The sequence below is a fragment of the Amycolatopsis sp. NPDC098790 genome, from assembly GCF_044759945.1.
Lineage (GTDB): Bacteria > Actinomycetota > Actinomycetes > Mycobacteriales > Pseudonocardiaceae > Amycolatopsis.
Genome location: NZ_JBIWAI010000008.1, coordinates 410,820 through 427,520 on the forward strand (window position 1 = coordinate 410,820; position 16,701 = coordinate 427,520).

Here is a 16,701-nt window from a genome sequence, read left to right on the forward strand (position 1 = left end):
CGAGGATGAGTGCCCTACGCTGCGGCAGCGTCGCGGCGGGGTGAGATTGCCTGCCCCGACTTGACAGCGCTCTTGCTGTCTCGCAGTATCCGAACAGGTGTTCGATTAGTTCGGGTTCGCTCGCGGCTCCCCCTCGTGGGCGTCTCCGGTGCGTGTTCGTGGTGCTGGAGGTGCGTGGTGGCGGTGCCGGATGCGGTGGCCGGGCTCGCGGCGATCCCCGGCGTCGGCACCGCCGCGCAGCTCGCCGAGCCGAGCCCGGACCCGTCGGCGTCCGTCGGGTCGCTGCCGGTGACGTCGGCGCTGGCCGAGCTGGTGCCCGAGGGCCTGCGGCGCGGCACAGCGGTGTCGGTCTCCGGCTCGACCGCACTGGTCCTGGCGCTGCTCGCCGAGGCGACCCAAGCCGGATCGTGGGCAGCGATCACCGGTATGCCCGAGGTGGGCGCGGCAGCTGCCGCTGAGCTGGGCGTCGAGCTGGAGCGGCTCGCCCTCATCCCCAACGCCGGGGCCGAGGTCGCCGCGGTGCTCTCGGCGCTGATCGACGGGTTCGATCTGGTCGTTCTCGGTCCCTCGATCGCCCGTGGCATGCAGGCGCCGCTGGCGCGCCGGCTGGCCGGACGCGTCCGCAACCGAGGTGCGGTCCTGCTCGCCGCCGGCCCGTGGCCGGGCGCGGACCTGCAGCTGAGCGTGTCGAACCGCCGGTGGCGCGGTCTCACCGACGACGGCTTCGGCCACCTGGAGTTCCGCGACGTCGTCGCGACCCGCCGCGGGCGGGGCGCCGCGACCCGCCCGAGCACCGTCGCGCTGCAGCTTCCGGGCCCCGGCGGTGCCGTCGCGGCTGGCGAGAAATCTGCCGGCCGCGGGCTACACGGGGTCGCCGGATGATCTGCACGTCGCAGCGGCACTCAAGCGGCTCGGGACCCGCGCGAGACGTTCGATGATCGGCGAAGCCGTCCGCTCGGGTGCGCGCGGCGAGTTCGGTGCGTTGGTTCCGATCCGACCGGCGGCGAAGGAGACCGAGGGGTGCTTGCGTGGGCACTGGCTCACCCTGGATCTCTACGACAAGCTCGCACCCTTCAACCAGCGCTACCGGCTGCACGGCTGGCTGTGCGAGGTCTGCCGCGGTCAGGAAGCGTGCGAGCCGCAGGCTCGGCGCCTCGCTGAGTGGGCGCTGCTCGACGTCACCGTCCAGCACCCGCCCGACGCGGCGCGGACCGGCGGGCTCGTCCTAGTCGCCCATCCACCGACCGCGGGAACGCTGGCAGGTCGGATCACACTCCACCTGGACGGCACTGAGGTAGGAGCGGTGACGGCGAGCCCGTGCGGGAGGTGCCGGACGGCGACCCTCGACTACGTCCACGTTGCCGCCGAGTACCGGCGCCTAGGCTTCGGTCGCACGCTGGTGGCGGCAGCGGTGGCTCGGGCGCCGTCCTATCGGTGGGACGGCTCCGCTGCCGGACGGCCCGGTGGCGCAATCCTTCCGGGCCCGAATCGCCATGCGCCGCGCTGGTCCGCCGTGTGCGCACGCCGGAGCTGCCGAGTTCAGGCAATGAGAGCCAGGGGAGTGAGCGGGAAGCGATCGTCGAGGAGAGCCTGCAGGAGACCCGGCAGCTCAGCGGGCAGCAGCTTGTCGCGGCACGTCGAAACCGCGGCGGCCGACCACCAGCGGCGCTCGATCAGACCGACGCGCTCGTTGGCGGAGTGCCGGAGGGCGACCTGCGGTGCGTCGTGGTCGGTGCGGGCGAGATAGACGTGGTCGAGGCGGTGATGGTCGCGGCCGCGGTAGGTGAAGCGGCTTTCGCGGGTCCAGAGCTTGCGGCCGATCTCGCCCAGGACCAGGCCGGTCTCCTCGGCGATCTCCCGCCGAGCGGTGTCCTCGAGCTTCTCGCCGGGATGCTGGCCGCCACCGGGCTGCTCCCACCAGTGGTGGTCCGGATTGTCGGGGTCGCGGGCGTGGATGAGCAGGACCTCGTCGGCGTTGTTGAGGAGCAGGACGCGGGCACCGACCCGCAGGGCCGGTTCGCTGGCGACGGTCATCCGGTGGGTCCTCGTGCTCGGCGGCTGGCGTGGCGGCCGGGCACGAGTACCCAGATTCAGAAGAGCGTTGCCTCGTGGTCCGCGGCCGGGTCGGACGTTATCAGCGGCGCGGTCGCGGTGAGCGTCAGCTGGACGGCGAGTCCCGAGTGGTCCGTGAGCGCTGGTTTCCCGGAACGGGTGTCGTGGACGTACGAGCAGCCGGCGAGGTGGGGGAGAAGTCGTATCGAGGCGTGGGCGTGGTCGTAGCGGTAGCCGAGTTCGGCGCGGCGGGCCCAGCTGTGCTCGACGGCGGTCGGGTGCAGGGTGCGGAAGAGGTCGGTGAGGCCGTGCCGGTGGGTCAGCGCGGTGTAGAGGGCGGTCTCGAACGGCGCGAACTGCCCCGGATGCGGCGGCACGTGCCCGGGCTCAAGAACGTTGAGATCACCAAGAAGGAGAACCGCGGCTTGGTCGCTGGTGGCGTCGTAAGCCTGGTGGAAGGCCTCGATCCATTCGCGCTTGCGGGTCGTCTTCACTTCGGTGGCGTCGCGGGAGGGGACGTAGGCGCCGAGGATGCGCAGCGGGCCGTCGTCGGTGTCCACCGCGATGCCGGCCAGCCGCGCGGGCAGGTAGGACATCGCCGCGTTGATGGGGTCCACGGTGCACTCGAACCTGGCGAGCAGCATGACGCCGCGTTCCTTGTCGGGGTGCTCGGGGAATGTGACCGACCAGCCGGCGTCGCGGTAGGACTCGGCGATCAGCTGGGTGCCGGGTCCGGAGCCGGTTTCGGTGAGCACGAGGACGTCCTCGTTGCGGCGGGCGAGCCAGTCGCGTTGGCGGCGGGCTCGTTCGACGGCGGGGTTGCCGACGTTGAGGGTGAGGACGTTCAGGGGCATGCCGGGCTCTCCGTGAGGGTGCGGTTGATCAGGTCGACGATGGTGCCAGCCGTGGTCCGGGGATCGTCGCCGCACTCGATCACCTGGACGGGCCAGCCCTGGTCGCGCAGGAATGTCGTGGCCGCGAGGTAGCCGTAGCTTTCGCGGAAGCTGCTCCCTGCGGTGCGCTCGAAGCGGCTGTGCCCGCCGCGGGCGCGAAGGCGTTGTTCGACGGCTGCTGGGGCCGCGCTGAGCGTGCAGACGAGGTCGGGCCGGTACACATCGTGGTTGAGCGCCCAGACGACATCGAGGGGGATGTCATCAATTCCCTGCAGGACCAGCGACGATGCCACGTATCGGTCGCACAGCACGACCTTGCCCTCGGAGAGGGCCGGGAGGATTTCGGTTGCGAGCTGGTGATGGCGGTCGGCCGCGCACAGGCAGGCCAGGGCCATGTCGCGGTAGGTGTCGGTGCCGTGCCGGGCCAGCTCGCCGAGGGGTGTACGGGACGGCTGGATGGTGGCGTGCGCGGGGACGCCGTTTGCTTCGAGGAGTTCGGCGACCAGCGCGGTGATCGTGGTCTTCCCGATGCCGCCGGGGCCTTCGAAGGTCACCAGCTTGCCGGGCAGTCGCGGCGCGCTCATGCGACGTCCAGAGGCAGAAGCCGGTGGGCGTCGGCGGTGACGGGGCACTGCTCGGCGTCGACGTCGCCGATGCGTCCGCCGGCGGCAACAACGGCTGCTGGGCATCCCTTGCCGCACCGGGGCTCGAGGCTGCACGACGTGCACGTCGGGTTCGCGCCGACTTGGAACCGGTCGTGGAAGCGGTAGTTGTCGAGGCGGGCGGCGAGGTCGCGGTCGGTGAAGATGTTGCCGACGATGAAGTCGGTGTCGGGGTGGCGGGAGATCGGGGTGCGGGCGGCGAAGACGAGGTAGGGGCAGACGGTGACCTCGCCCGAGGTGAAGACGTAGATGATCGTTCCGGCTTCGCAGCCGGCGAGCGGTTTGCGGTCGGTGTTGGGGAAGCGGATGTGGGCGATGTCGAGGTCGGGGCCGTCGAAGGGGGCGGTCAGCTCGAAGATCTCCTGCATGTGCATGGTGGCCTTCGCGAGCTTCCGCTGGGACTTCACGCCGCGGCCCATGCTGCCCAGTGGGTTGAGCAGGACGTAGCGGGCGCCGTTCTCGCGGGCGAATGCGCACAGGCGGACGTACTCCTCGTTGGAGGCCAAGGAGTTCGGCGTGCACAGCAGCCCCTGCAGGAGGCCGGCCGCGGCGAGCTTGCGGACGTTCGCCACGGTGACGTCGAACGAGGCGCGGTCGCCGCGGAACAAGCCGTGGGAGTCGGCGGCGAACCCGTCGAGCGAGACGTTGACGTGGACTCCGGCCGTGGCGAGCTGCTGGATGAGCCTGTCGTCGAGCTCGGTGGCGTTCGTGCAGATGCCGACGTCGATCCCGGCGTTGCGGAAGGCGTGCACGATGCCGAGGAAGTCCGGGTGGATGGTCGGTTCGCCGCCGGTCAGCGTCACCCGCCGAACCCGGGCGTCGGCCAGCCGGGGGACGACCTTCTTCACGACTTCGGTCAGCGGCATGTCCTTGCCACGCTTTGTCGCGGAGACGAAACAGTGCGCGCAGCGCAGGTTGCACCGCTCGGTGATCTGGACGAGCGCCTTGCGATACGGGGTATCGACGGTGGTGCGGAAGTAGCAGCTCGAGGCCTGCTCGTCGACGGCGATCGGACGGACGGTCATCGTTCGGTCCTCCAGGTCAGGCGAGCAGGTGGCGGTGAAACGAGTAGACCACTCAATGCTCGCTAGAACAACAATTAGACTCTTAATGCTCGAAAGAAAATTTCCGAGCATTCTGGTTACCATTGCTCGAACTAGAACTGGAACTACCCGAGCGGAAAACAAGTGAGGAGACGCTGGTGAAGGACTCGGAAGTCGCCGAGCTGCTCAGCTTCCCCGCGGAGCTGCTTGACACGAGCCTCGACCAGCTGCGGACGCTGGCCGTCGTGCACGCCACCGGCAGTGCGCAGCGCGCGGCCCGGGTCCTACAACGGTCGCAGTCCAGCGTGCAGAAGCAGCTCGACACGCTGAACGATGCGGCGATTCGGCTGATGGGTGAGGCGCTTGTCGCGAAGCAGGGGCGCGGGAAGGACTTCCTGTTCACCGGCTCCGGCGACGAGGTCGTCGCGCTGGCCACGAGCACGCTGCGCGCCTGGACCGAACGCGTCCACGGCGCCCGCCGGCGGGTCGGGTCCACCATCACGGTGGGTACCACCGAATTCACCGTCGAATTCCTCGGCGAGGTCTGGCCACAGCTGCGCGACACCTTCGAACGCCGAGGCATCCAGCTCAAGATCGAGCACGTCCGGACCCGCGACCTGAAGACCAAGCTGGACGCCGAGCAGGTCGATCTCGTGTGCGGCTCGTTCGCCGCCGAACACGACCGCGGTCCGGACGTGCCGCACGAATTCCTCGAGTGGCACCGCGAACGCGTCGCCCTGCTGACCAACCTCAGTACCCGCGAGGTCCCCGACCGGCCGGTGACGCGCGCCGCCCTCGCCGACCTGCCGCTGCTCGCGCCGACCGCGGGTCTCCTGGCCGACTTCCTCACCCGCTGGTACGGCCCGGAGTACCGCGGCAAGCTTCATGTGGTCGCCGACATCGACGCCCTCAACTACGGCCTCAACCTGCTCAGCAGCAAGCTGATGTTCGGCTGCCTGCTCACGACCGAGCGGGTCGCCGACGCAGCGATCGAAGGCCGGCTGCCCGGGGTGAACCTCCGCAAGATTCAGCTCGGCACAGGCTACGAACCTGAGCTCGAAATCGTCACGGGAATCTTCGCTCGCGCAGGCGAACGACAGCGATACGCCGCTGATCACCCGCTCAACTTGCTCTGGGACGCCTTCGCGGCTGCCGCTCCGGCAGGCCGTGACGCTCAACATGAGGTCGCCGGGTCATAGGCGACAGCTACCCGCTGGAGCGCATCGAACGTCGACCTGTAGCGCCTCACTGTCGTCAGGTCGGACAGGTAGACCGTCGAGTGCTCGTGTCTCAGAACGACGGTGAAGGCCTTCTCTGCGGTCTCGTAGATGACGAAGGACTCGATCGACGGAGAGATGGCCGCGTCGGCCGGGACGATCCGGGTGTCCACCCGCCACCGGTTCGGTGAGTTGGTGATCTCCTGAAGTTGCGCCTGCACGACCTCCGGCGGGATGCCTTCCAGGGTCAACGCGGCCGAGCCCAGCAGGAGGGTGTGCCGATGTCGGGAATCTCGATCGACCTGTCGGACGCGGCGCGCGAAGATCTCCTGGTCGACGTCGTCGGGCCTGGTGCGCGCTCCCGGAAGCGCGTGAGCGTAGCCGAACGTCTGGAGGAGGTCCGGGACGACCTTCGGTGCCCATTCATAGGTGTGAAGGGTGTATCGGTCGTACGCACGCTGGAGGCTGATGTCGCCGGAGTCGTTCCCTTCGACGTAGCTCGCACGCTCGGATTCTGCGTGAAGTCGGCTGAGGAGATGGCATCCGGCGGGCGGTACTTCGAGCAGACCGAGTGCCCAGCCCAGCGGCACTGCTGGAATGCGTCGTTCTCCTGTCTCCCAACTCGAAAGGAGACTTGGGTTGGTGCCCATCAGGCGGGCCAGCTTCCGAAGGCTCATGTTCCGAGCCATTCGATGTTCCCGGATCGCGCGGCCGACCACGTAGAAGCCTGGGTAGCGCAAGGATGTGTCGGTCATGCCGAGTACCGTTCTGCGAGAAGAAGATCGTGCGAAACCTGCACGATGCCCGCGTCCATGTCAGCGGCATGGGACTGCAGTATTTCCGACAGCTCCTCGAGCTTGTCGGCGACCTGCCGCTGCTCGTCCGTTGTCGCCGTTCCGTCCTGTAGCTGCCGCACAAGCAAGCTGATTCGGACCTGCGCTGTTCGCAGGGAGTCGACGAGTCGGGTGGTTTCGCGGGACATCGGTGCTCCGGTCGATCGTGGTGGTGATTCCGAATAGGACAGACGACGTAGGCCGGCAAGCACGCGGCAGAGAAGCACATACTCCGCGTCTTCTGCGAGAAGCAAGTCGGCGTCGGAGGGCCACTGGACTTCGTTCGGTGCCATGGTGGTTCACCCCGGGCATAGCTTCGGTCGAGACCTGGCGTCTGTTTGCTTGGGGTGGCGGCGGAGTTGCGGTCGGGGGCAGCAACTCCGCCGCCGGTCTGCGTGCTATCCGTGCTCGATCACATAGCTGACGGCGAGTTCGAGGGCGGTGTCGTGGTCCGATGAAGGCACGGGAACGTTGGTGACCTCAAGGCTCTCGGCCACCCGGCGCACCCAGCGATCAGCGAGGCGCCGGAAATCCTCGTCGTCCGCTTCCCCGTCGGTCGCGTTGGTTTCGAGCGTTGTTCGGAAAAGCAGGTTGTAGTTCGAACTGTGGCTCCGGACCAGGCTCTCGAGCTGAGCGATCTCCGTCGAGCGGGGCTCTTCGCCACGGTGTTCCAGCGCCGCGTGGTAGTACGCCAGAGCGTCGGGGACAGCACCGTTCACCAAGATGACGTCAGCATGGACCCATGCCTCCAGCTCATCGCTGATGCCCCTGGTGATGAACCACATCGTCGATGCCCAGGAGTGATTGTGCAGGATCGGTATCCCGAGCCGTTGAGCCCGCTCCACGAGCGCGGCGATGGTGGCGACCTGATATCCGTTGCGCCGAAGTTCCAGGGCCAGGCGGGAAATGAACGTGCTCTTGCCCGTCAGGTGCGGGCCCGTGATTCCGATGGTCAGCGGCCGGTCGGAGGCTCCGGGCATCATCGGGCCCGTCCTTCCGCGTTCCTCAGATCAGGTAGTGCTTCGCCGGATACCGGCATGGCGGTTGTGGTCACCGGTTCCCTCCTGCATTGTGACGTCGGAACGATCACCATGGGACCCTGACCAGCTACGATGCGGGAAGGGGGTAAACGCCGAACCCGTCGATTTACCCCCTGCCGACGGACCGGAGAACGACGTGACTGACGAGCAGGCTGAGAGGCGGTCAGCCGCCGACCATCTCGTGCGGGAGATCCGGCGCCTCCGATTGGCCGCGGACCTGAGCCAGTCCGAGCTGGCCCGGCGGATCGGCTACACGCGCAACTACGTGTCGCTGGCCGAGCGGGAGGGGCGAAACCTGCCGTCGCGTGAACTGGTCGATGCGCTCGACCGCGGCTTGCGCACGGGTAGCGAGTTGCGACGGCTTTGGGAGGCCGCGAAACAGGAACAGGCGGAGCTGCGGCGTGAAAACCGATCCCAGCGCACGACTCAGCTCAGGGACGATGCAGTGCGGGCCGGCATTCCGGCACTGCGGCGGGCGCTGCTGGCCTGCGACGAGCCGGACGACGGCCCTGTTCGTCCGGCGCACGTTCTGCAAACCGCGGTCGCCAAGGTGACGGAGCAGCGTGTTCAGGCGCGCTACGCGCAACTGGTCGTCGAGCTGCCTGATCTCCTGATGGAGTTGGGGCGGGCGCGCCACATGGCAACCGGTGAACAGGAACGCAGTAACACAACGGAGCTGCTCATCCTGGCTTACCGAGCCGCTGACGGCTTAGCTTTCAAGTACGGCTATACCGACCTGTCGGGCCAGATCATCACCGCCATGCGACTGGCCGGATCACAGGTCGACAGGCCATTCCTGGACGCCGCAGTCGCCTATGTGCGTACTGAAATGTTCTTCGCTGCGAAGGACCTGGAAACGGCGCACCGCTCGCTCATCCGGGCCATCGACCGGATACCGGCTTCCCGATCCACAGTGGACAGCGCGGTCGCGCGCGGATCGTTGGCGATGAGGGCTGCTGTCGTTTCCGCGCGTGCTGGCAAAGCAGAAGAGGCCAGCGATCATCTCGCGGATGCCTACCGAGCCGCCGAGGGCACGCCTGAAGGCGTCTACCTCGGAACGGCTTTCGGCCCCGCTTCGGTCCGGATCCACGAGGTGGCTGTTGCGCAGGAGCTCGGCGACAGCCCAACGGCGGTTCAGCGCGGTACCGGCTGGCACCCACCTCGCGAGCTTCCGGCCGAGCGGCGATCGCACTTCTACATCGACCTGGCTCCGGCGCAGCTCGAGGTCGGGCGGCTCGACGACGCCTTCGCGTCCCTCCAGTTGGCCAAGCGCGTCGCGCCGCTGCACACCCGGGAGCACCCGCGAGTCAAGGCGGCGCTGCGGTCGCTGCTGCGCGGACAGCGGTCGGTCAGCGATGAGCTGGCGACGTTCGCCGCCTGGGCTGACGTGTCGTGATCAAGTTCTGGCGATCAGGCGGGGCAGTTCGTTCAGCGAGTCGATGACCCAGTCGGCGTTCGCCAGTACTGCTGGGTCGTCAGCCCACAAGTGTCCCCAGGGGCCGCGGCGGATCAACGCGGTCCAGAGCCCGGCGGCGTGACCTGCGACGACGTCGTTGTCGCGGTGGTCACCGACGTAGAGCAGCTCGTCGGGAGTGACGCCGGCCAGCTCGACGACGCGCCGGAAGAAGGCGAGATCCGGCTTGGCGACGCCCCACTCAGCCGAGGTCGCGATCGCGTCGACCGGGAGCTCGAGCTTGCGGAGCAAGCTCGCGGCCTTGGCAGTCTGGTTGCCGGCGAGCCCGACCCAGAGCCCGCTCTGCTGGAGCTTGGCGAGGGCGGGCCGGACATCGGAGTAGAGGTCGCTCTCGTCGATGTGCTCGCCGTTCCCGGCGTCCTCGCGACGCTGCCGCTCGGCGGCGACGTCGAAGTCCGGCCTGAAGTACCGGAACGTCTCGACGTTGTCCTGGCCGGACGCGGTGACCGCCCCGAGAACGGTCGAGAACGTGTGCCTGCCGACGCCGATCCAGTCCGCCCAGGCGTTCCACTCGCGCGTGTCGTCGAGCACGGTTTCCCCGATGTCGAGGACGACCGCCCTCACCGGCATGGCGCTTCCTTCCCGTCGAGACCTTCCACGCTCGAGTCTGTCACTTCGCCAGTGCCGTAGTGGGCCGCCCCCTGAACAAGACCAGCTGTAGCTGCCCGAGGTTGGCCAGGCGGGAGAGCGGGTCTCCCCTCGTGACCAGCAGGTCCGCCGACAACCCCGGCGTCAGCTGGCCGGTCGTGCCGCCGAGGCCCAGTGCTTCCGCGCTCGTCGTTGTCGCCATCTCGATGACGTGACCGCGGTCGAAGCCGAGGTGTTCGTAGAGCTGGAGCGCTCCGGCGTAATCGTCAAAGCTCGAGTTCGTCGCGCCGGCGTCGGTGCCGGGGATCATCCGGATACCGTGGTTGGCCATCCACTCGAAACGGGCGGTGATCAGATCGGCGCGTGCGGCTCCGAAGCGGCTCATGAACCCCCGCCAGTCCGAGGGCCAGGCGACGCAAGCGAAGATCCCGCGCTCGGCGATCTTCTCGGCGACGTCGTCCCGCAGGTCGTAGCCGCCTCCGCCGGCCCGCAGCCAGGTGCAGTGCTCGATCGTGGCGACGCCCGCCTCGGCGGCTGCGGCGATCGCGTCCGAGCCGTGGGCGTGCGCGGCGACCGGCAGCCCGGCCTTCGCTGCCTCGTCGACGATGACGGCCAGCTCGCGCTCGGTGAACTGGCTGTCCCACATCGACGGTGAGTTCGGGGTGATCTGGCCACCCGATGCCATGACCTTGATGACGTCGGCGCCGAGTTCGGCGTTGTGTCGCACACGCGCGCGGAGCTCGGTTTCGCCGTCAGCGGCGCCCCCGAGAAACCAGCAGTGCCCGTCCGGAACGGTGATCGGTGGGCCGGACGCGACGACTCGCGGCCCCAGCACGTGCTGGTCTCGGAACTGGATGGCCAGTCCATCGCGGTCACCAAGGTCCCGGATCGTCGTGACGCCCGAGCGAAGGAGGCGCTCCGCTCGCGCCGCCATCTCGATCTGCGTCGTGTCGGCCGCAGCCTGCACCGGGTCGGGCCCGGCATCGAAAACGAGGTGGACGTGGCAGTTGATCAGGCCGGGCAGGATGGTGCCGCCCGGGAAGGCCTGTCGCTCGGCAGTGGGTGACGCGATCCCTTCGACGGCCGCGCGAGGGCCGACGGCGAGGATGATGCCGTCCTGGAACAGCACGGCCCCGTCGTGGATCCGGTCGCTCGCCGGGCCAGGGAGGACCTGGTCGGCGATGAGAAGCTGCTGGCGCACGGTGGGGGGACCTTTCAGGCGGGAAGACGTAGCTGGAACACGGCGATCTGCTGGATGAAGGGCAGGACCTGTTCCGGCGGCGCGTCACCCGGGAAGGGCCATTCGTCGGAGACCCGGGGGAGACGCCCCAGGTAGCGGGAGACCGCGGCGGCACCGTTTCCGTCTTCGACCAGCTCTGCCTCGCGAAGCTCGTGCTCGTCGGGCTCGATGACGCATCGGCCGGACGCGAGCAGGTTGCGCACCCAGTCGCGATGGCGGTCCGGCGAGCAGACGTACTGGATGCCGCCGAGCTGCATCAGGGCGATCGGCAAGGATCGTGGCTCGCCGCTGGTGCGCCCGGCGACCGTCATGACCCGCAGCGCGTAGTGGCCCTCGCGGTGTGGCTGCGGCTCCTGCGAGCGGATCCGCTCGAGCATCTGCTGATTGCGGTGGCGGATCTCGGCGTTCGAGGCTGTGGTCACGAGGCTCCTTCCCGGGCGAGCGCCCGCGAGAGGTGGATGAGCTGCCGGACATCGGAGTTGATGCCCGCGTCTTCAGGGGCCGCGACGAGCACGGCTGTCCGGTTGGCTGCTCGGCGGCCGCTGGCTTGATGCTGGAGTGCGCGCCGAAAGATGTCGAGCTGCTCGTCGGCCGGGCGGTTGGGATCGAAACCCGCGTCGAGCAGCTGCGGGCTGAGCTGAAGGAGGCCATCGCGGATCTCGATGACGCGTCGCCAGTACCGGTGGCCGACCTGGTGGGGGAGGAGCGTGTCCAGCCAGGCCCGTCGCGGCGCGTGATCGAGGGTGTCGGCCGGGAACACGGCGTGGAGCGCGCGCCACAGCGGCCAGAGCTCAGCGTAGACACGACGCCGTCGCAGCCAGGTCTTCAACGCGGCGAAGCGAGCCGCGAGACCGATCGAGAACACGCCGGCGAGGAAGACGAAGATGCTGATCGGAGCCAGCCGGTTGGTCAGTTCCATCACGGAGGCACCGAAGCCCGGGTGCCCCGCCCAGCGGACGACCGTGACGACGGTCCGGGTGCCGGTCGTGGCGGCCGCACAAACGAGCGCGACCGCGACGACACGAAGTCCGAAACGGGCTCGGCGGCTGGACTCGGCGGCGTACCGGAGGGCCCAACGGGTCGTCTGCACGGCGGCGTAGAAGGTGTAGCTGCCGCCGATGATGTAAAACGGCGCCACGCCGGGGCGGCGCATGTCGTTCGGCAGGACCGCGGTCAGCGGGTAGGCGGTGTCACGGAGGCCAGGTGGCAGCGCGAGGACCGCAGCGGTCATCGCCGCGCAGACGCCGACGAGGATCGCCGTCTCGATCCGGACTCGCCGCCACGAGCCGCCAGCCGAAATCAGGAAGAAGACCAGCAGCGCGTAGCGCGACGTGTTCAGCGCGAGGTTGGTCAGCAGCTTGACGGTGCTCGACGAAGGCAACTCGCCGAACACCGTGCGGACGAACGAGACGAACGTGGACGCGCCGAGCAGCTGGAACGTCACGCAGACGACGACGGCCCACAGCGCCGGATCGCGCGGTGAACGAGCCAGCCGGTAGAGGAACCACGCCAGCACGAGCAGGAGGAAGTTCGTCAGGTTCACAGGACGTCGACCGGATCGCCGAGGGACGTCTGCGCGCGGCGTGCCCGCGGCGATCGCCCCGGCAGGTTGATCTCCTGCGCTTTGAGGGTCGCCTCGAGCAGGACGGTCGCGAGGGCCTCGGCCTCTTGCTCGTACACGCTCTCGTACGAAGTGCGGCGGCGCAACGCCTTGCGGATGACGTCCGGCGGGATGTCGGGCAGCAATTGGCGCCACATCGCGTCGTCGCCTTCGTCCGAAGGATGATCGGCGAGCAGGTGACCCAGCTCGTGGGCGATGATGTGCTCCTGGTGGAACCGTGTGGTCCCCGTCTTCTGGTAGAGGATCATGTCGACCGTCGCCGTTTTGATCCACAAGCCGAACGGCCCTGGAACCTCCATCGGCACGCCGAGCAAGCGAATGGGCTTTCCGCGGTGTTCGCCGAGCCGGGCGCAGATCTCGGCCATCGGCGTCGGACCTTCGACTCCGGCGGCGCGCAGCTCGGATCGCAACCGGCGACGTAGGCCGGCCGTCCGCCGATTACGACGCACCCGCTGAACCAGGCTGCTCACGACGGTCCTCCCAGCCCGCTGATGATCACCTTCGAACGATCGTCGCAGATCAGGCCAAGTGTTCGGCCGGTTGGACGACAAGTCACCCGGACGTGTGGTTCTCGCTGTCGCGGTTGGCCTGGAATTCGATGAAGTCCAGGACGGTCGACAGGGCGTTCGGTGACAGCTCGCTGGCCCGGTAGGCGAGGTCGCTGATGCCTTGCTGGGACAGCCGGGCGAGGAGTGCGTACTGGTTCTGGATCTCGCGGGCTCGCTCGCTCGTCCCGAAGTACTCGAGTTCGACCCCGAGGTTGGCGGCGAGCTGTTGCGCGACCCGCAGGCTGGGATCGTTGGAACCGTTGATCATGCCGTAGATGTGGCTCTTCGAGATGCCGACCTCTTCGGCGACCTCGGCGACGGTGTAGGGCCGGCCGTCATCATGTTTCTTGAGGCGGATGAGCCGGTTCAGCAAAACCCCGAAGGGCTCGACCGCCGGCTCAGCTGGTTCGGACACGCCTACCCCCTTCGGACCGCGAGTCCGAAATACTGGACTGTTGGTCGCAGTGCGTCCGGTTCGGTTGACTCTCCATCCGGTCTTTCGTACCGTTCGTGTTGATCATTCCAACGTATCGGACAGCCCGGCCTTCAGGAACTGTCGAAGCCCGCTGTCGCTCGATCGGGTCCCCGCCCAGGTAGACGCGTCATCCGACGCGTCTCGGTGCGCGGGGAGGCGCGATGAGAACGATCGACAGCTTCGCGGCGGCGGTGCATCGCAAGCGAAGGGAGCAAGGCCTGACGCTCGGCGAGGTCGCGACGAAAGCCGGCTACAGCGCGAGTTACCTCTCGAAGCTGCTGCACGGCCACCGCATGCTTCTGCCGGCGGTGGTCCACGACCTCGACGCTGCCTTGGAGGCCGACGGCGAGCTGGACAAGATCGCCGCGGCGCAGCGCGGCGATGCGAAACCGGTGGCCCGTCCCGTCCAGCTCCCGCCTGCCTCGGCGGACTTCGTCGGGCGCGAAGAGCAGCTCCAGACCATGGACCACGCGTTGGTGGTGCAGGGCCGCCCGGGCGCCACGGTCACCATCGTCATCGAAGGCGGCTTCTGGACGGGCAAGACGGCGCTCGCGGTGCACTGGGCGGCAGGCATACAGGCGCGCTTTCCGGGCGGGTGCTTGTTCACCGATCTTCGCGGCCTCGCGCCCGGCGCGCCGGCCGATCCGGAGGAGGTCTTGGACGGGTTCCTGGTCGCGCTCGGTGTGAGCCAGGCTGAGCTCGGCGCGGCCAGCCTGCAGGCCAGGATCGCCCGATACCGGTCGTTGCTCGCCGAACGGCCGGCGGTCGTGATACTCGACAACGTCGCGAACTACCAGCAAGTCGAGTGGCTCCTGCCCGGCGCCGGCAGCATCGCGCTGGCGACCAGCCGGGAACGACAATCCGGCCTATTGGCGCGCACGGGCGGCACGGTGATCGAGCTGCCGCCTTTGACCGCCAAGCAGGCACTCGACTTGCTCGGACGTCGCATCGGCGAGGCCCGAGTGCGAGCCAGCGCGGCCGCCGCCGAGCTCGTCGTCGAGCGGTGCGGCTGCTTACCCATGACCGTGCTCATCGCCGCCGAGCACCTCCAGCGGCACCGTGAGACGTCCTTGACCGAGCTCGCCGAGTGCCTGGACTCCGAGAAGACCCGCCTCGATCTCTTCACGTCGAACGATCCGGCGGTGAACATCCACGGCGTCGTCGACGTCTCGTACCTGGCGCTGCCCGCGATGGTCAGGCGAGTGTTCCGGTACCTCGGCATCGGCCCGGCCAACGTCATCGGGGCCGAGTCGGTGGCCGTGCTTGCCGACCTGGAGCCCGAACGTGCCGAAGAGGCGCTCCGATCGCTGGCCGAGGCACACCTGCTGGAGTCGTTGCCGGACGGCCGGTACCGGATCAGCTTTCTCCTGCGGGCATACGCACACCAACGTGCTTTGGTGGATGAGCAGCTCTCCGAGGTGGAGCGGGCCCATGACCGGACCCTGCGGTGGTATGCCGCCACAGCCTGGGAAGCCAACAACACGTTGATCCCCAACTGGGCGGACAGCGGAACTACTCCGCAGAACCTGTCCGGATTCGAACCGATGTCGTTTAAGGTGGGCGGGTTCGAATCCGCGATGGCCTGGTGCGAGCTGGAGGTGTCGACCGCGCTTCAGGTTGCGCGCAACGCCCGGACGTATGGGGCGAAGGACATCTTGTGGCAGCTGCCGACGGCGTTCTTGCCGTACTTCGTGCTGACGCGCAGCTGGAACACCTGGTTGGTCGCGGCCCATGATGGGCTCGCCGCGGCACGCGCGGCCGGCAGCGAAGCGGGGATCGCTCGAAGCCTCGAGGCACTCGGCTGGGTCGAGCACGAACTGGGCCGGACCGACGAGGGCGTCCTGCACCTTGAAGAGGCACTTCGCCGTCACGCCGACCTCGGCGACGATCGGTCACGCGCCTGGACCGCGTACGGCCTCGGGCTCGCTTACACCAGCTGCGGGCGCCTTACCGAGGCGCGCGAACTCCACGAACTCGCCGACCGTCTATTCGCCGAGTCCGGGGTCAAGATCGGTCTCGCGGTGAACCGGGCAGCGCTCGCCGGGGTTTGCGATCTCATCGGCCAGGCGGATAAGGCGATGGAGTACGCGCTCGACGCGTTGAACCGCGCGCATACGTTCACGTCGAAAGCTGTTCTCGGCATTGCGCACCAACGTATCGGCGTGCTGCTCAGCCGCCACGGCCACCACCGGTCGGCGCTCAAGCATTTCGACGAAGCGTTGGCCGTCCGTGGTCGGGACTGGCAGCGATGGGGAGCCGCTGAAACCCTGATCTCCCGGGCGGAGGCGCTCGAACACTTGGGTCAGTTTGAGCAAGCGCGCGAAACTTACGCGCGAAGCCTTGAGATCCTGGACATTGCGTGCGATGTCCGGACACTGGACGTTCGGGCTCGGCTGGCATCCCTAGATGCCCGCAGCGCTGGACTGGCGGGTGTAGAAAAGTTTGCTTAGGGCTGACGAACGCCCGTCGCAAGGGCCCGCCCCGCATGCTCCTGATTTATTTAAAGAAAAACCGACGGGTCCTCTTGCATCCGCCGGCTTTGTCCCGGTAATGGGAGTCACTGAAACGTCAGCGAGCAGCCAACTATCTCCCCGGTCGCCTTCTGTGTCGATCGGGAGGCTGACTCAAACGCAAAGGAATGCGGAATAACGGCGACTTGCAATCACCCAAGGGGAGGCCGCATCTCCATGCGAACATGAGTCCGAGGACGAAGATGATTTCTACCACGAGAGCTGCGAAGAGGCCGAGTATGCCGGCCTCCCCGAAGATGAGGAGAACCGGCGTCATTTATTCCGCCAGCCAGGGGCTGTTGTTCCTCACGTCCACCACCTTTCTGTCCTCTCGGTCACGCCCTCCTTTTGATGACGAGCCAGGAGGACTGACCTATCTTCAGTGCGCGATGGCTTCCAGTCAAGGCATGTGCCTCGATTGGTCGAGTCCGGTAGCTTATTTGTAACGATCCATCTCGTGGAGTAACAGGCGTGAGTTAATACCCAATCGGGACCACTGCTGACT

Annotated in this window: 17 protein-coding genes and 1 pseudogene; 5 read left to right on the forward strand and 13 right to left on the reverse strand. The window is 67.9% G+C overall.

All coding sequences use genetic code 11. The features are described from left to right. Nucleotides 1-177 precede the first annotated feature (177 nt). Both ACIQWX_RS45250 and ACIQWX_RS45255 read left to right on the forward strand, forming a co-directional pair. Nucleotides 178-882 carry a hypothetical protein gene (locus tag ACIQWX_RS45250; RefSeq protein ID WP_400885057.1) on the forward strand — a complete coding sequence of 235 codons (705 nt, stop codon included), beginning with the start codon at nt 178-180 and terminating at the stop codon, nt 880-882. Nucleotides 883-934: 52 nt separating this feature from the next. Continuing rightward, nucleotides 935-1,369: pseudogene (locus ACIQWX_RS45255) on the forward strand (GNAT family N-acetyltransferase); the annotation flags it as partial. Nucleotides 1,370-1,539: 170 nt separating this feature from the next. Here the strand turns inward: ACIQWX_RS45255 and ACIQWX_RS45260 are convergent. From ACIQWX_RS45260 to ACIQWX_RS45275, 4 genes are read right to left on the reverse strand one after another with little or no spacing between them, the layout of a single operon-like run. Further along, nucleotides 1,540-2,034, reverse strand: coding sequence for an NUDIX hydrolase (locus ACIQWX_RS45260; protein ID WP_400885060.1), 495 nt, complete (start codon nt 2,032-2,034; stop codon nt 1,540-1,542). 56 nt (nt 2,035-2,090) lie between these two features. Next, complete coding sequence (locus ACIQWX_RS45265; RefSeq protein ID WP_400885063.1) at nt 2,091-2,906, reverse strand: endonuclease/exonuclease/phosphatase family protein; 816 nt, start codon at nt 2,904-2,906, stop codon at nt 2,091-2,093. Next, the gene (tmk, locus tag ACIQWX_RS45270; RefSeq protein WP_400885066.1) at nt 2,897-3,529 is read right to left on the reverse strand and encodes a dTMP kinase; all 633 of its coding nucleotides are present in this window, start codon (nt 3,527-3,529) and stop codon (nt 2,897-2,899) included. Before tmk ends, ACIQWX_RS45265 begins: the two co-directional genes overlap by 10 nt. Beyond that, nucleotides 3,526-4,632, reverse strand: coding sequence for a radical SAM protein (locus ACIQWX_RS45275; RefSeq protein ID WP_400885069.1), 1,107 nt, complete (start codon nt 4,630-4,632; stop codon nt 3,526-3,528). Before ACIQWX_RS45275 ends, tmk begins: the two co-directional genes overlap by 4 nt. A gap of 176 nt (nt 4,633-4,808) precedes the next feature. Here ACIQWX_RS45275 and ACIQWX_RS45280 point away from each other — a divergent pair, with 176 nt between their 5' ends. Further along, complete coding sequence (locus tag ACIQWX_RS45280) at nt 4,809-5,849, forward strand: LysR family transcriptional regulator (protein WP_400885072.1); 1,041 nt, start codon at nt 4,809-4,811, stop codon at nt 5,847-5,849. Here the strand turns inward: ACIQWX_RS45280 and ACIQWX_RS45285 are convergent. The 3 genes from ACIQWX_RS45285 to ACIQWX_RS45295 form a co-directional block, all read right to left on the reverse strand. Continuing rightward, nucleotides 5,825-6,622 carry a Scr1 family TA system antitoxin-like transcriptional regulator gene (locus tag ACIQWX_RS45285; protein WP_400885074.1) on the reverse strand — a complete coding sequence of 266 codons (798 nt, stop codon included), beginning with the start codon at nt 6,620-6,622 and terminating at the stop codon, nt 5,825-5,827. The two genes, ACIQWX_RS45280 and ACIQWX_RS45285, sit on opposite strands and share 25 nt — an antisense overlap. Next, nucleotides 6,619-6,993: a hypothetical protein gene (locus tag ACIQWX_RS45290; protein ID WP_400885076.1), complete on the reverse strand. Its 375-nt coding sequence runs from the start codon at nt 6,991-6,993 to the stop codon at nt 6,619-6,621. Before ACIQWX_RS45290 ends, ACIQWX_RS45285 begins: the two co-directional genes overlap by 4 nt. A gap of 105 nt (nt 6,994-7,098) precedes the next feature. Then, nucleotides 7,099-7,683: an AAA family ATPase gene (locus tag ACIQWX_RS45295; RefSeq protein WP_400885079.1), complete on the reverse strand. Its 585-nt coding sequence runs from the start codon at nt 7,681-7,683 to the stop codon at nt 7,099-7,101. A 193-nt stretch (nt 7,684-7,876) separates the two neighbouring features. On the opposite strand from ACIQWX_RS45295, the gene ACIQWX_RS45300 reads away from it, so the two are divergent. Beyond that, nucleotides 7,877-9,136 carry a helix-turn-helix transcriptional regulator gene (locus ACIQWX_RS45300; protein ID WP_400885082.1) on the forward strand — a complete coding sequence of 420 codons (1,260 nt, stop codon included), beginning with the start codon at nt 7,877-7,879 and terminating at the stop codon, nt 9,134-9,136. On the opposite strand, the gene ACIQWX_RS45305 is transcribed toward ACIQWX_RS45300, so the two are convergent. The 6 genes from ACIQWX_RS45305 to ACIQWX_RS45330 all read right to left on the reverse strand — a co-directional run bounded on the left by ACIQWX_RS45305 (nt 9,137) and on the right by ACIQWX_RS45330 (nt 13,626). Next, entirely contained in the window at nt 9,137-9,784 is a 648-nt protein-coding gene (locus ACIQWX_RS45305; protein ID WP_400885084.1) for an HAD family hydrolase, read from the reverse strand. A gap of 40 nt (nt 9,785-9,824) precedes the next feature. Further along, nucleotides 9,825-11,003, reverse strand: coding sequence for an amidohydrolase family protein (locus tag ACIQWX_RS45310; protein ID WP_400885086.1), 1,179 nt, complete (start codon nt 11,001-11,003; stop codon nt 9,825-9,827). Between the two features lie 14 nt (nt 11,004-11,017). Then, the gene (locus tag ACIQWX_RS45315; RefSeq protein WP_400885089.1) at nt 11,018-11,464 is read right to left on the reverse strand and encodes a hypothetical protein; all 447 of its coding nucleotides are present in this window, start codon (nt 11,462-11,464) and stop codon (nt 11,018-11,020) included. Beyond that, complete coding sequence (locus ACIQWX_RS45320) at nt 11,461-12,585, reverse strand: MAB_1171c family putative transporter (RefSeq protein ID WP_400885091.1); 1,125 nt, start codon at nt 12,583-12,585, stop codon at nt 11,461-11,463. Before ACIQWX_RS45320 ends, ACIQWX_RS45315 begins: the two co-directional genes overlap by 4 nt. Continuing rightward, nucleotides 12,582-13,133, reverse strand: a complete 552-nt coding sequence (locus ACIQWX_RS45325; protein WP_400885093.1) for a hypothetical protein — start codon at nt 13,131-13,133, stop codon at nt 12,582-12,584. Before ACIQWX_RS45325 ends, ACIQWX_RS45320 begins: the two co-directional genes overlap by 4 nt. Nucleotides 13,134-13,215: 82 nt before the next feature. Continuing rightward, nucleotides 13,216-13,626: a helix-turn-helix domain-containing protein gene (locus tag ACIQWX_RS45330; RefSeq protein WP_400885096.1), complete on the reverse strand. Its 411-nt coding sequence runs from the start codon at nt 13,624-13,626 to the stop codon at nt 13,216-13,218. 221 nt (nt 13,627-13,847) lie between these two features. Between ACIQWX_RS45330 and ACIQWX_RS45335 the strand changes: the two genes are divergently transcribed. Beyond that, nucleotides 13,848-16,136, forward strand: a complete 2,289-nt coding sequence (locus ACIQWX_RS45335) for a helix-turn-helix domain-containing protein (RefSeq protein WP_400885099.1) — start codon at nt 13,848-13,850, stop codon at nt 16,134-16,136. Nucleotides 16,137-16,701 lie beyond the last annotated feature (565 nt).

Bases quoted from the DNA above. Each gene is read 5' to 3' on its own strand.
- ACIQWX_RS45265 (WP_400885063.1), bottom strand. From the start codon at position 2,906: ATGCCCCTGAACGTCCTCACCCTCAACGTCGGCAACCCCGCCGTCGAA.
- ACIQWX_RS45295 (WP_400885079.1), bottom strand. From the start codon at position 7,683: ATGATGCCCGGAGCCTCCGACCGGCCGCTGACCATCGGAATCACGGGC.
- ACIQWX_RS45290 (WP_400885076.1), bottom strand. From the start codon at position 6,993: ATGGCACCGAACGAAGTCCAGTGGCCCTCCGACGCCGACTTGCTTCTC.
- ACIQWX_RS45285 (WP_400885074.1), bottom strand. From the start codon at position 6,622: ATGACCGACACATCCTTGCGCTACCCAGGCTTCTACGTGGTCGGCCGC.
- ACIQWX_RS45335 (WP_400885099.1), top strand. From the start codon at position 13,848: ATGAGAACGATCGACAGCTTCGCGGCGGCGGTGCATCGCAAGCGAAGG.
- ACIQWX_RS45260 (WP_400885060.1), bottom strand. From the start codon at position 2,034: ATGACCGTCGCCAGCGAACCGGCCCTGCGGGTCGGTGCCCGCGTCCTG.
- ACIQWX_RS45275 (WP_400885069.1), bottom strand. From the start codon at position 4,632: ATGACCGTCCGTCCGATCGCCGTCGACGAGCAGGCCTCGAGCTGCTAC.
- tmk (WP_400885066.1), bottom strand. From the start codon at position 3,529: ATGAGCGCGCCGCGACTGCCCGGCAAGCTGGTGACCTTCGAAGGCCCC.
- ACIQWX_RS45305 (WP_400885084.1), bottom strand. From the start codon at position 9,784: ATGCCGGTGAGGGCGGTCGTCCTCGACATCGGGGAAACCGTGCTCGAC.